Annotated in this window: 9 protein-coding genes; 2 read left to right on the forward strand and 7 right to left on the reverse strand. The window is 60.2% G+C overall.

Going from position 1 to position 13,106, the window contains the following annotated elements:
- Positions 1–147: 147 nt before the first annotated feature.
- On the reverse strand, positions 148–1,776 hold the full coding sequence (locus J3353_RS06535; RefSeq protein ID WP_207684461.1) for an MFS transporter: 1,629 nt from the start codon (positions 1,774–1,776) through the stop codon (positions 148–150).
- A gap of 428 nt (positions 1,777–2,204) precedes the next feature.
- Here J3353_RS06535 and J3353_RS06540 point away from each other — a divergent pair, with 428 nt between their 5' ends.
- Both J3353_RS06540 and J3353_RS06545 read left to right on the forward strand, forming a co-directional pair.
- Positions 2,205–4,448 carry a glycoside hydrolase family 3 N-terminal domain-containing protein gene (locus tag J3353_RS06540; protein ID WP_156066716.1) on the forward strand — a complete coding sequence of 748 codons (2,244 nt, stop codon included), beginning with the start codon at positions 2,205–2,207 and terminating at the stop codon, positions 4,446–4,448.
- 44 nt (positions 4,449–4,492) lie between these two features.
- Entirely contained in the window at positions 4,493–5,869 is a 1,377-nt protein-coding gene (locus J3353_RS06545; protein WP_098923903.1) for an MATE family efflux transporter, read from the forward strand.
- A 91-nt stretch (positions 5,870–5,960) separates the two neighbouring features.
- Here J3353_RS06545 and argF read toward each other — a convergent pair whose 3' ends face one another.
- The 6 genes from argF to argH form a co-directional block, all read right to left on the reverse strand.
- Entirely contained in the window at positions 5,961–6,875 is a 915-nt protein-coding gene (gene argF / locus J3353_RS06550; RefSeq protein WP_207684462.1) for an ornithine carbamoyltransferase, read from the reverse strand.
- Positions 6,872–8,077 (reverse strand): acetylornithine/succinylornithine family transaminase, encoded by a 1,206-nt coding sequence (locus tag J3353_RS06555; protein ID WP_207684463.1) that lies wholly within the window; start codon positions 8,075–8,077, stop codon positions 6,872–6,874. The genes argF and J3353_RS06555 overlap by 4 nt, the downstream gene beginning before the upstream one ends.
- 228 nt (positions 8,078–8,305) lie before the next feature.
- Positions 8,306–9,160 (reverse strand): acetylglutamate kinase, encoded by an 855-nt coding sequence (gene argB / locus J3353_RS06560; protein WP_097773048.1) that lies wholly within the window; start codon positions 9,158–9,160, stop codon positions 8,306–8,308.
- Between the two features lie 176 nt (positions 9,161–9,336).
- Positions 9,337–10,566, reverse strand: a complete 1,230-nt coding sequence (gene argJ, locus J3353_RS06565; RefSeq protein ID WP_207684464.1) for a bifunctional glutamate N-acetyltransferase/amino-acid acetyltransferase ArgJ — start codon at positions 10,564–10,566, stop codon at positions 9,337–9,339.
- Positions 10,567–10,722: 156 nt separating this feature from the next.
- On the reverse strand, positions 10,723–11,658 hold the full coding sequence (argC, locus tag J3353_RS06570; RefSeq protein WP_156066295.1) for an N-acetyl-gamma-glutamyl-phosphate reductase: 936 nt from the start codon (positions 11,656–11,658) through the stop codon (positions 10,723–10,725).
- Positions 11,655–13,055 (reverse strand): argininosuccinate lyase, encoded by a 1,401-nt coding sequence (argH, locus tag J3353_RS06575; protein WP_207684465.1) that lies wholly within the window; start codon positions 13,053–13,055, stop codon positions 11,655–11,657. The genes argC and argH overlap by 4 nt, the downstream gene beginning before the upstream one ends.
- Positions 13,056–13,106: the final 51 nt, after the last annotated feature.

The raw sequence follows: 13,106 nt of genomic DNA on the forward strand, positions 1-13,106 counted from the left end.
TCTTCTGCCATAGTGGTATTCCTTCCGGGTCTCAGGGTATCAGAAAGTCCTGCGGCAGAGGATGGCCCGCCGCAGGACATTTCCGGTTACGATGCAGGACAGCGGCGCTGTCCCGGATTCAAAATTTCCGCAGGGAGATGGTTGGCATTAAGCCTGCTTTGCAGCAGCCTCAGCCTTGATGCGGCCGATCTCAGCCTGGATCTCTTCCATCTTCTCCTTGGTCAGGGGATAGAAGTGCATGGCAACAACGTTGCACAGCCAGCCAACGATGGGCAGCAGGACGAAGCAGCCGATGGTTGCCCAGAAGATGCCGTCAGAGTACGGAGTCATGGTGTCGGGCAGAGCGTCCTTGAAGCCGACCATGGAGTAGAACAGAGCCACAACGGTAGCAGCCAAAGAGGAGACCAGCTTATCCACGAAGCTGAACAGGGTGCCCATCAGGCCGGGAACGTACTTACCGGTACGGTAGACCTCGTAGTCAGCGCAGTCAGCGGTCATGGTGATAACGATGGAGGAGGACAGTGCCTGCACGCCGGACCATGCGATGACCAGCAGCACGAAGATCAAAGCGGTGGTGGTCCAGCCGGTGAACAGGGTGCCCCAGGTGTCAGGACGGATCAGGCGGAATGCGGGCAGAGAGAACTTGGAAGCATCGCCCTTGGGGTTGAAGAAGAACAGGAACAGGGTGATGGCGATGGAGCCGATGATGCCGCCCCAGGTACCCACCAGCATGGATGCCTTCTGGCCCATCTGACGTGCGATCTTGTTCATCAGCAGGATGGAGATCAGGCAGATGGGGATAGAGGTGATCTGAGAGTAGCTGGAGTATGCGGCATAGTTGCCGAAGATGATGCCGAACAGGCAGATCATAACGGTAGCGTTGCTCTTGGTGGACATGAACAGCTTATCGGTAGATGCGGAGACCACCAGCATCTGGATGGCACGGTTGTGAGCCAGGGTGTCAACGTAATCCTTGATGCCGACCTTCTGGGTGGTGCCCAGACCGAAGTACTTCGGATTGTCCTTACGCCACAGGGCGATGATGGCGCAGACTGCAAAGACAGCGGACAGGCCGCCGAACATCAGCTGCATGGTGGTGAACAGGCCGGGGTTGTAGAAAGCGGACAGGCTGCCGCCGGACTTCTCCACGATGCCTGCCAGAGCAGGGTTCTGTGCCACCAGAGAAGCGATCTCGGCAGCGTTGGCCTCGGCAGTCAGGGTGAACTTGGGCACCAGGACATCGGTGACAATGATGGGGAACATGATGTTCATCAGAACAATGTTATACACAGTATCGCACATTGCGAAGATGGGGCGCTGCTTGGGATCGTTGGTCAGGCAGGTCTGAGCAGACTTGGTGACAACGCACTGGCAGGTGTAGCCAATGATGTAGATCATGTAGATGATGATGAACGCAATAAAGCGGACACCAGTGCCCATCTTGGGGATGAAGTTGAACATCACGAAGGTGGTGGCGAACATGATGATCTGACCGATGGCAATGAACGGACGGTTTTTGCCGAACTTGCCGTTGGTCTTATCGACCATCATACCAACGAACGGGTCGGTGACACCGTCCCAGACACGCATGATGGTAACAATAGAACCGGCCAGCACGGATGCCAGACCGACGATACCGATCAGGAAGTAGCTGATGTAACCGACCACGACCATGTAGGTGTTGGTGGAGGTGTTGTTCAGAGCGTACATCATGATCTCCCACATTTTCGCTCTGTGGATGCCGTTTTCTTCAAGCGGCTGTTTGACCTTTGCCATAGAGAAGCTCTCCTTTCAATTCTGCGGCCGGTGTGCTGCCACTCACTCCGGCCTTTCATTCGGTCCCCCGTGGGCTGCGGCTGCCACATCGCGAACCGGGGGATTTTTATGTATACATTATGAACTATCCATCAAATTTCTGTTAGTAAAATTTTGAGGTAAAACAGGACAATTTTACTCTCCTTGGGCGAAATCAACAGTTTTAAAAAACAGCGTTCGTCATTTTGCACATGATTGCAAGATACTAGTACAGCACATTCCACAAAACAGACTTGTATTCCAACCGCGCGCAAAAAAGAATACAAGGAAAGTGCGGAAATATCCAAAAAATTTTCTAGTTGTTCCGCACGGCGGCCTATTATAATAGGTATAGCATCTGCGGCTCTGTGGCATGGGCCGCTGCGTTCAAAAGAAAAGGAGAAAACACTATGGCAGTGAAAGCATCCGAGCGCGTAAAGCGCTACCAGAACCCCAACGGCCCCACCATCAGCACCGTGGAGCGCAAGGTCATCGAGCAGGACGGCCTGTATTTCAAGGACATCGACGGCACCGGCACCGTCAGCGCAGTCAACGACTGGCGCTTGACCCCGGCTGAGCGCGCCGAGGCCTATGTCAAGGTTCTGACCACCAGCGAGAAGATCGGCCAGATCTTCACCTCCGACTGGCGCATGGGCCCCAAGTATCCTTCCCCCCGTCTGGCAGCCAACGGCCACAAGCCCGTGGCGGACGAAAGCGGCCTGCTGGATGAGGCACCCGTGAACGTCTCCGACAGCATCTTCGGCTCCCAGTCCCTGCCCAGCACCTCTGACATGGTCAAGAAGAGCTTCAACCGCCACGTCATCCTGCGCGAGAGCCCCACGCCCGAGGATCTGGCAGATTACCTGAACCAGCTGCAGTACCTGACCGAGACCTGTGATCACTTTGTTCCCATGCAGGTCATGTCCAACAGCCGCAACGAGAACGGTGAGGTCGTGTTCGGCATGAACGATGCCACCGGCGTGTTTGCCACCTATCCCGGCACCCTGGGCATTGCTGCTGCCGTCAAGGGCACTGCACGCATCGACATCATCGACAAGTTCGCCGACACCATCCGCCGCGAGTGGAATGCCTGCGGCCTGAAGAAGGGCTACATGTACATGGCCGACTGCGTCACCGACCCCCGTTGGCAGCGCACCTTCGGCACCTTTGGCGAGGACCCGGAGCTCATTGAGGAGATCTTCGACCACCTGATCCCCGGCATCCAGGGCGGCAGCAACGGCGTTACCCCCGAGGGTGTTTCCATGACCGTGAAGCACTTCCCCGGCGGCGGTGCCCGTGAGAACGGCTTTGACCCCCACTATGCAGCAGGCCAGTGGAACATCTACGCCACCCCCGGCTCCCTGCAGAAGTACCACATCCCGGCATTCCGCGCAGCCATCCGCCACAATGCCGAGTCCATCATGCCCTACTACTCCAAGCCCAGCGCCGAGAAGAGCGCTCCGCAGGAGGACTTCAACGGCAACCCCATCGAGCTCCAGCCCTACGGCTTTGCCTACAACAAGGTGTTCATCGACGGCCTGCTGCGCGGCCAGATGGGCTTCAAGGGCTACATCAACTCCGACACCGGCATCGTCCACAACATGTGCTGGGGCGTTGACATGCTGGACGAGCCCGAGCGCATCGGCTATGCTGTTACCCAGAGCGGCGTGGACCTGATCTCCGGCCTGCTGGACAACGAGCTGGGCGAGGAGAGCTACGCCCGCGGCACCAACGACTACTACGACACCCACGCGGTGCCCGCCGGCTTCAAGAAGGAAGATCTGGTGCTGACCGATGCCAGCCTGAACCGTGCTGTCAGCCGCACCCTGACCGAGCTGTTCCGTCAGGGCATGTTCGAGGACACCTACGCCGACCCCAGGAAGGCCGCCGAGGTCGTTGCCACCAAGGCCGACTGGGAGGAAGCTTCCCGCGTGCACCGCGAGTCCGTTGTCCTGCTGAAGAACGACGGCACCCTGCCCCTGAAGGACGGCACCAAGGTCTACGCTGAGGCCTTTGGCAAGAGCGCCGAGGCCGGTGAGGCCGCCACCAAGGCCCTGCGGGAGATGCTGGGCAATGTCACTCTGGTGGACACCCCCGATGAGGCCCAGGTGGCCCTGCTGATGGTCAGCCCCCAGTCCGGTGCATACTTCAACGCCACCCCGGGCTACCTGGAGCTGGATATCTGCGAGGACAAGACTGTCTGCAACGTGGATGAGAGCGGCAAGCCCACCACCGAGACCCACAAGGAGACCACTCTGGTGGGCGCAAACCGTCTGGCCGGTATCGCTGCTGCGGTCCACGCCCACGGCGGCAAGGTCGTTTCCAACATCAACTGCCCGCTGGCCTGGGAGGTCGGCAATGTGGAGAAGGTCTCCGACGCTCTGACCGTCGGCTTTGACACCTACCCCTCCGCAACGCTGGATGTGATGTTCGGCCGCTTTGCTCCCGTTGGCAAACTGCCCCTGACCCTGCCCAAGGGCGACGAGGTGCTGGCTGTGAACGCGGACGGTGTCTGCATCAGCCCCAACGACGTGCCCGGCTTTGCAAAGGATGCCTACATGCCCGACAGCATGAAGGACGAGAACGGCAAGGCTTACGCCTACCGTGATGCCGCAGGCAACTACTACGAGATGAACTTCGGCCTGACGTTCTGAGGGCAGCCCTCTCCGTCTCGCTCAAACCAAAGGAGACACTTTCCATGGCACAAACGCAGAAAAAACAGCAGGATATGGGCACGGGTGACGTGAAAAAGCTCCTGCTCCAGCTGATGATCCCCGCCGTTGTGGCGCAGGTGGTCAACCTGCTGTACAACATCGTGGACCGCATCTACATCGGCCACATCTCGGGGATCGGCGCGGCGGCTCTGACCGGCGTGGGCCTGTTTACCCCCATCCTGATGCTCCTGAACGCCTTTGCCATGCTCATCGGCTCCGGCGGCGCGCCCCGCACCGCCATCGCCATGGGCCAGGGCGACAAGAAGCAGGCAGAAAAGATCGTCAGCAACAGCTTTACCATGCTGCTGCTCTTCTCGGTCGTCCTGACCATCGTCTTTTACGCCGCCGCACCCACCCTGCTGCGGCTGTTTGGTGCCAGTGACACCACCCTGCCCTACGCTCTGGCTTACAGCCGCATCTACATTCTGGGCACCATCTGCGTGCTGATCGTGCTTGGCATGAACACCTTCATCACTGCGCAGGGCTTTGCCAAGATCAGTATGCTGACCACCGTTATCGGCGCGGTCATCAACATCGTGCTGGACCCCATCCTCATCTTTGGGCTGGGCATGGGCGTAAAGGGTGCTGCCATTGCCACCGTGCTGAGCCAGGCAGTGGGTGCCATCTGGGTCATCCGCTTTCTCACCGGCCCCAAAACCATCCTCAAGATCCGCAAAGAGGACATGAAGCTGGAAGGGAAGATCATCATGCCCGTGCTGGCACTGGGCATTTCCACCTTCGTCATGCTCTCCACCGAGAGCCTGCTGTCCATCAGCTTCAGCTCCAGCCTGGCCCGCTACGGCGGTGACGTGGCCGTGGGTGCCATGACCGTAATCACCAGCGCCTCCCAGCTGTGCACCATGCCCATCTCGGGCATCTGCCAGGGCGGCCAGCCGGTGATGAGCTTCAACTTCGGCGCAGGCAAGAAAGACCGCGTCAAGCAGGCATTCCGCTTCCAGCTGACCCTCTGCCTGAGCTACACCACCATCTTCTGGCTGCTGATGATGCTGGTTCCCGGTGCAGTGGCTGGCATCTTCACCTCGGATGCCTCCCTGATCGATTACACCACCTGGGCCATGCGCATCTACATGGCGGGCATCTTCTCCACCGGTGTCCAGATCGCCTGCCAGCAGAGCTTTATGGCGCTGGGTCAGGCCAAGGTCAGCCTGCTGCTGGCCTGCCTGCGCAAGCTCATCCTGCTCATCCCTCTCATCTTCATCCTGCCCCATGTGGTCGCAAACCCCGTGTTCGGCGTGTTCCTTGCCGAGCCCGTCAGTGACATCATCGCCGCTGCCGTGACCGCCACCACCTTCTTCCTCCAGTTCAATAAGATCCTGGACAAGGGCGCTGGCAGGGTCTGATGAGGGCCCCGGCCTGAGCCGCAGATCCTGAGAGAAACAATAAGAGCCCTGGGGCTGCAATTTTCTGCAGCCCCAGGGCTCTTTCTCGTTTTTACAGACCAGCCAACAGGATGGCCAGCACGGCTTTCTGCACATGGAGACGGTTCTCGGCCTCGTCAAAGATCTCGTCGGCGTGCTCTTCAAAGACAGCGGTGGAGATCTCCTCGCCCCGGTGCGCAGGCAGGCAGTGGAGGAGCATGGCATCAGGCTTTGCCCCCTCCATCAGCCTGCTGGTCACCTGAAAGCCCGCGAAGTCCCGCAGGCGGCGCTCACTTTCGGGGGTACCGGGGGCCGTATTCCATGCGGCGGTCACCACCACATCGGCATCCTTCACACCCTCGGCGGGGTCGGTGAGCAGGTGAAACTTTTCGCCATACTTGTGGGCGAACATCAGCACGTCGGCGGCAGGGCGGTAGCCCTCTGGGCAGACGCAGGTCACACGCATCCCTGCCAGCAGGCCGCCTACGATGAGGCTGTTTGCCATGCTGCAGCCATCGCCAATAAAGCAGAGCTTCTGGTCCTCCAGCGTGCCCCGGCGCTCCCGGATGGTCATCAGGTCGGCCAGCACCTGGCAGGGATGGGCGTAGTCGGTCAGGCCATTGATCACGGGCACACCGGCCAGCTCGGCAAACTCTTCCAGATCGCACTGACGGTAAGTGCGCCAGACCACACAGTCGTAGTAGCGGCCCAGCACCCGGGCGGTATCTTTGAGGGGCTCGCCCCGGCCGGACTGCAGCTCGGTGGCGGCGTTCATGTAATTGCCAAGGCCCCCCAGCTGGTAGACACCCACCTCAAAGCTGGTGCGGGTGCGGGTGGAATTTTTGGAGAACATCAGCGCCACGCTCCTGCCCTTGAGCAGCGCCGGGGTCGTCCCGGCCTTCTGCTCTGCCTTGAGCTTCTCCGCCACATCAAGGATGTGGTGGAGCTCAGCGGGGGAGAGGTCGCTCATTTTCAGCAGATGTTTCATGCCTGCTCCTTTGGAGCCTTCTGCTCCATCTCGGTCAGCACCTCGTTCAGGATGCCCAGAGCCTTTTCCACATCGTGGGCGGTCAGGGTCAGCGGGGGCAGCAGGCGCAGGCGGCTCTTGGCCGTAAGCACCAGCAGGCCCTTTTCGCGGCAGGCGGCCAGCACATCCGCGGCCTGGATGCCGCCAAAGAACTCAATGCCCACCATCAGGCCAATGCCGGAAAGGTTCTTGACCATGGGCAGTTTGGCCAGACCGGCACGCAGCTGGACGGCCCGCTCGCTGACATTGGCCAGGAAGCTCTGATCCATCCGATCCACCACCACATTGGCACCGGCGCAGACCACCGGGTTGCCGCCAAAGGTGGACCCGTGGCTGCCGGGGCCCATGCCCTCGGCGGTCTTTTCGTTCAGCAGCACGGCACCGATGGGCAGGCCGCCGCCCAGGCCCTTGGCCAGCGTGACGATATCGGGCTTGAGGTTGTAGTGCTCACAGCACAGGAAGGTGCCGGTGCGGCCCACGCCGGTCTGCACCTCGTCCACAATGAGGACAAGGTCCTTTTCATCACAGAGGGCGCGCACAGCCTGCACATACTCAGGGTCCAGCGCCATCACGCCGCCCTCGCCCTGGATCAGCTCCAGCATAATGGCGCAGGTATGGCGGTCCACCAGTTCCCGGAGGCCTTCGATGTCACCGGCGGTGGTATAGACAAAGCCCTCGTTGAAGGGGCCAAAGTAGTTGTGGAACACCTCCTGACCGGTGGCGGTCAGGGTAGCAATGGTGCGGCCATGGAAGCTGTTGACCAGCGTGATCACAACATCGCGGCCCTTGCCGTAGTGGTCAAAGCTGTACTTGCGGGCGGCCTTGATGGCACCCTCGTTGGCCTCGGCACCGGAATTTCCAAAGAACACCTTGTTCATGCCGGTGCGCTTGCACAGCTTTTTGGCCAGCTTGCCGCAGGGGGCAGTGTAATAGAGGTTGGAGGTGTGCTGCAGCTTGTGGGCCTGCTCGGAGACGGCCTCGGCCCAGGTCAGGTCGCAGTAGCCCAGGCTGTTCACGCCGATGCCGCTGGTGAAATCCAGATACTTCTGGCCCTCGGGGCCTTCGGCATACAGGCCGTGGCCCTTTTCCAGTGCAATGGGGTTGCGGTTATAGGTGTGCAGGACATATTCGCTGTCCCGCTTGATGACTTTTTCGGAATCCATAGATATACCCTCCTTGGTTAGCGTCCTCGCCCTCTCAGTCTCGCATTCGCTCGCCAGCCCAGGTTGTGGCTCCCAGCAGCTGCTTCGTGCAATTGCACTCGCACCTTGCTGGCCACTGCCCCAACAACTCCTCCCTCAATCCGCCACTGGCGGCGGTCGTCGTCGTTGCCCCCAAAGGGGGAGCCTATTCATCTTTATTATATCGCCCGATATAATTTTCAGCAAGCCTTATTCCTGATGGCTGCGGCGGTAGAACCGGGTGCCGGAACCGCGGTTGGAGAACAGCTCCAGCAGGATGGAGTGGGGCACGCGGCCATCGATGATGACCGCCTCGTGGACTCCCTGATAGATGGCATCGGCCATGCCGCCGATCTTGGGGATCATGCCGCCCGCAATGATGCCGGCAGCCTTGTAGCCCTCGATCTCGCTGACCTCCACCTCGGGGATAAGGGTGGTCTCATCGTCCTTATCCCGCAGCAGGCCGGCGATATCGGTCATGGAAACCAGCTTCTCGGCCTTGAGGGCAATGGCGATCTGTGCGGCGGCGGTGTCGGCGTTGACATTATAGGCCTGGCCCAAATCGTCCATGCCCACCGTTGCGATCACAGGGATATAGCCGCCGTCCAGCAGGGTAGAGATCAGGGTGGGGTCCACATGGATGATCTCGCCCACATGGCCCAGCGCGGGGTCCAGCTCGGTGCAGCGGAGCATCTGGCCGTCCATGCCGCACAGGCCCACGCCGCGGCCGCGCAGCTTTGCCACAAGGTCCTTGTTCACCTTACCGGCCAGCACCTGCTGAACGATCTCCATGGTAGCGTCATCGGTCACACGCAGACCGTTGTTGAAATGGCTCTCCACGCCGACTTTTTTCAGCATCTCGTTGATGGCCGGGCCGCCGCCGTGCACCAGCACCACCCGCACCCCCAGCAGGGTCAGGGTGACAAGGTCGTTCATCACGGCGTTTTTCAGCGTCTCGTTAATCATGGCGTTGCCGCCGTATTTGATGACCATGGTCTTGCCATGGTATTTCTGGATGTAAGGGGTCGCCTCCGAAAACAGGAGGGCCATTTCTTCGTTTTTCATATCTTTCCTCTGAACCCTCTCAGTCAATGCCTTGCGGCATTGCCAGCTCCCCCGAAAGGGGGAGCTTTTGTCGAATGGGTCACTTGCTCCATAAAATTAAAATCTGCTGCTTGTCGTTCGTTCCTAAAGCTCCCCCTTCGGGGGGGCTGTCGCCGCAGGCGACTGGAGGAGTTCCATTAAGTTCTATAATCCCCGTTGATCTTCACATAATCATAAGTCAGATCACAGCCCCATGCCTTGGCGCTGGCATCGCCGGTACCCATATCCACCTTGACAAGGATATCATGCTCCGCCAGAACTTTGGCAGCCTCGTCCTCGCTGTAGGGGTGGTAGGCGGCGTTCTCGCAGACATAGACCTCACCTGCGGCACTGCTCAGCCAGACACAGACCTTGTCGATGGAGAAATCGCCGGGGGTGTAGCCGATGGCGCAGAGGATGCGGCCCCAGTTGGCATCGCGGCCAAAGACAGCAGCCTTGAACAGGTTGGAGCAGACCACGCTGCGGCTGACGGCACGGGCCGTTTTCAGGTCGGGGGCGTGGGTCACCTCGCAGGTGATGAGGTGGGTGGCACCCTCGCCGTCACCGGCGTGCTCGGCGCACATGTGCTCAGCAATGGCGGTCAGGGCCGCCACAAAGGCATCGTAGTCGGCGTTCTCTTCGCGGATCTCGGGGTTTCCGGCCAGACCGGAAGCCATGATGATCAGGGTATCGTTGGTGGAGGTATCCAGATCCACACTCATCTGGTTGTAGGTGCCGGGCACCACGGTCTTGAGGGCCTTTTCCAGCAGAGCGGGGGAAACGGCGGCATCGGTGGTGTAGAAGGCCAGCATGGTGGCCATGTTGGGGGCGATCATGCCGCTGCCCTTGCCAATGGCACCCACGGTGCAGGTCTTGCCGCCCAGCTCAAACTGGATGGCGTACTCCTTTTTGTGGGTATCGGTGGTCATAATGGCAGTGGCAGCATCGGTGCTGCCCTGCGCAGTGGCTGCCAGCTTTGCGGCGGCGGCGGGGATTCCCCGGGCAAAGGGGTCAATGACCATGGGCTGGCCAATGACACCAGTGGAGGCAGGCAGCACATCCTCTGCGGGGATGTGCAGCGCCTCGCCCACCAGCGCACAGCACTCCTCGGCCAGAGCCACGCCGTTGGCGGCGCAGGTGTTGGCGTTGCCGCTGTTCACAAGGATGGCCTGTGCACAGCCGTCCTTCAGGTGGGCACGGTCCACCTTGATGGGCGCGCCGCAGACCTTATTGGTGGTGTAGACACCGGCGGCGGCACAGCGCACCTCCGCCTTGATGAGTGCCAGATCGTATTTTTCATTATGATTTGCGCGGATGCCGCAATGCACGCCAGCCGCTGCAAAGCCCTTGGGGGCACAAATGCCGCCCGCAACTTCTTGATACTGCATAACGATTTTCCTTTCCCACAAAGAAATACTCCCTCAGTCACGGCATTCGCCGTGCCAGCTCCCTCATAGAGGGAGCCTTTGCGTAACCGTCAGCTGCAAAAGCCTCCCTCTTCGAGGGAGGTGGATGCGAACACCGTGAGCAGACGAAGGGAGTTTTTATTCCAACCCCTGGGTCTCCGGCAGCCCCAGCATCAGATTCATACACTGGACTGCCGCGCCGGACGAGCCCTTGCCCAGATTATCAAACAGGGAGACCAGCATCATCTGATCCCCGGCGGCGTTCACGGTGCTGTACAACTCCATGCGGTCGGTACCGGCCATGGCGTTGGAATACAGGCCGTTCTCGGGCAGCGGCTCGTTCAGGGCGTGTACCTTGATGGTGGCGGCATCCCTGTAATACTCCGCCAGCCCTGCGGCCACCTTTTCGGCACCGCCCCAGACCGGCTGGAAGGGCACCAGCACCTGCATCCCGCTGTAATAATCGCAGACCACAGGCACAAAGGCGGGCGGGTTTGCCAGCCCGCTGATCTTCTGCATCTCGGGCAGATGCTTATGGGCAAGGCTCAGACCGTAGCTCTTGGGTGCATCCAGCTTGCTGTGGGCCGGACGGTCGGGGCTTTCGTAGTCCGCGATCATCTTTTTTCCGCCGCCGGAATAGCCGGAAATACCGGTGCAGCTGTAAAAATCACCCGCTCCGGCAAGGCCCAGCTCCACCAGAGGCCGCATGATGCTGATAAACCCGCTGGCATAGCAGCCGGGCACCGCCACGCGGCAGGCGTTTTTGATCTTTTCCTTCTGGCCCCTGAGTTCCGGGAAGCCGTAGACCCAGTTGGGATCCGTGCGGAAAGCCGTGGAAGTATCCAGCACCTTGACATCCGGACGGAGCAGGGGCATGACCTCTCTGGAAGCGGCATCCGGCAGGCAGAGGAAGGCGAGGTCAGCCGAATTGATGACCTTTGCCCGCTCGTTCACGTCCTTGCGGCCCTCCTCGGAGATGGAGAGCAGTTCAATTTCAGGCCGGGCGGCCAGACGGTCGGCAATGCGCAGACCCGTGGTGCCTGCGGAGCCGTCGATAAAGACCTTTACGCTCATGCGTTGTTCGCCTCCCATGCGGCCAGCTGGTCCATGGCCAGCCGGATCTGGTTGTTGACGCTTGCCTCGCTGGGGCCGCCGTAGCTGGTGCGGCCCTCACAGCACTTGATGAGGTCGATGGCATCATAGATATCGTTCTCGAACAGGGCGCTGTAGCCTTTGAACTCGTCAAGGGTCAGTTCCTCCAGGGTCTTATCCTTTGCGATGCAGTCGGAGACCATGCATCCGGTCAGCTTGTAGGCATCCCGGAAGGGCATTCCCTTCTTGGTCAGGTAGTCGGCGCAGTCGGTGGCGTTGATAAAGCCCTTGGCGGCAGCGCGGCGCATGTTGGCAGGCAGGGTCTTCATGGTGTCCAGCATGGGGGTGACGGTCTTGAGGCACAGCTCCAGCGTATCCACCGCATCAAAGATGGCTTCCTTGTCCTCCTGCATATCCTTGTTATAAGCCAGAGGAATGCCCTTCATCATCACCAGCAGGGTGTTCAGGTCGCCGTAGACGCGGCCGGTCTTGCCGCGGATCAGCTCGGTGACATCGGGGTTCTTCTTCTGGGGCATGATGGAGGAGCCGGTGGTAAAGGCATCGTCCAGCTCGATGAACTTGAACTCCCAGCTGCACCAGAGGATGATCTCCTCGGAAAGGCGGGACAGATGCATCATGCAGATGGAGATGGCGTTGGCCAGCTCAATGCAGAAGTCACGGTCAGAAACGCCGTCCAGGCTGTTGGCACAGGGTGCGGCAAAGCCCAGCTTTTCGGCGGTGAACTGACGATCCAGCGGGTAGGTGGTACCGGCCAGAGCGCCGGAGCCCAGCGGGCACTGGGCATCCATGCGGGCAGTGGCATCCTCAAAGCGCTGCAGGTCACGCAGGAGCATGGAGGCGTAGGCCATCAGCGCATGACCAAAGGTGATGGGCTGGGCGCGCTGCAGGTGGGTGTAGCCGGGCATGACAGCGGTGGTATTCTCCGTGGCCTTCCTGCAGATGACCTTGATGAGCTCCACGATGTAAGCCTGCAGGGTGTGGCTGTAGTCCCGCAGGGTCAGGCGGATATCCAGCGCCACCTGATCGTTGCGGCTGCGGCCGGTGTGCAGGCGCTTGCCTGCATCGCCGATGCGGGCGGTCAGGGTCTGCTCCACAAAGGTATGCACATCCTCGGCGTTGGGGTCGATCTCCAGCGCACCGCTTGCCAGATCGTCGGCAATGGAGACCAGCCCGCTGAGGATATCCTCGCAGTCCTTTTCGGAGATGATGCCCTGCTTGGCCAGCATGGCGGCGTGGACCCCGCTGCCGCGCATATCCTGCGCGATCATCCGCTGGTCAAAGCGGATGGAGGAGTTGAAATCATTGACGCGCGAATCGACCGCCTTGGAGAAGCGGCCCTTCCATAATTGTTCTGCCATAATATTCTTCCTTTTCTGATAGGCGGCTCGCCCTCTCCGTCATTGCTTGCG

It is taken from the genome of Faecalibacterium sp. Marseille-Q4137, assembly GCF_017377535.1.
GTDB lineage: Bacteria > Bacillota > Clostridia > Oscillospirales > Ruminococcaceae > Faecalibacterium > Faecalibacterium duncaniae.

Bases quoted from the DNA above. Each gene is read 5' to 3' on its own strand.
- argC (WP_156066295.1), bottom strand. From the start codon at position 11,658: ATGAGCGTAAAGGTCTTTATCGACGGCTCCGCAGGCACCACGGGTCTG.
- J3353_RS06535 (WP_207684461.1), bottom strand. From the start codon at position 1,776: ATGGCAAAGGTCAAACAGCCGCTTGAAGAAAACGGCATCCACAGAGCG.
- argJ (WP_207684464.1), bottom strand. From the start codon at position 10,566: ATGCAGTATCAAGAAGTTGCGGGCGGCATTTGTGCCCCCAAGGGCTTT.
- J3353_RS06545 (WP_098923903.1), top strand. From the start codon at position 4,493: ATGGCACAAACGCAGAAAAAACAGCAGGATATGGGCACGGGTGACGTG.
- argH (WP_207684465.1), bottom strand. From the start codon at position 13,055: ATGGCAGAACAATTATGGAAGGGCCGCTTCTCCAAGGCGGTCGATTCG.
- argB (WP_097773048.1), bottom strand. From the start codon at position 9,160: ATGAAAAACGAAGAAATGGCCCTCCTGTTTTCGGAGGCGACCCCTTAC.
- J3353_RS06540 (WP_156066716.1), top strand. From the start codon at position 2,205: ATGGCAGTGAAAGCATCCGAGCGCGTAAAGCGCTACCAGAACCCCAAC.
- argF (WP_207684462.1), bottom strand. From the start codon at position 6,875: ATGAAACATCTGCTGAAAATGAGCGACCTCTCCCCCGCTGAGCTCCAC.
- J3353_RS06555 (WP_207684463.1), bottom strand. From the start codon at position 8,077: ATGGATTCCGAAAAAGTCATCAAGCGGGACAGCGAATATGTCCTGCAC.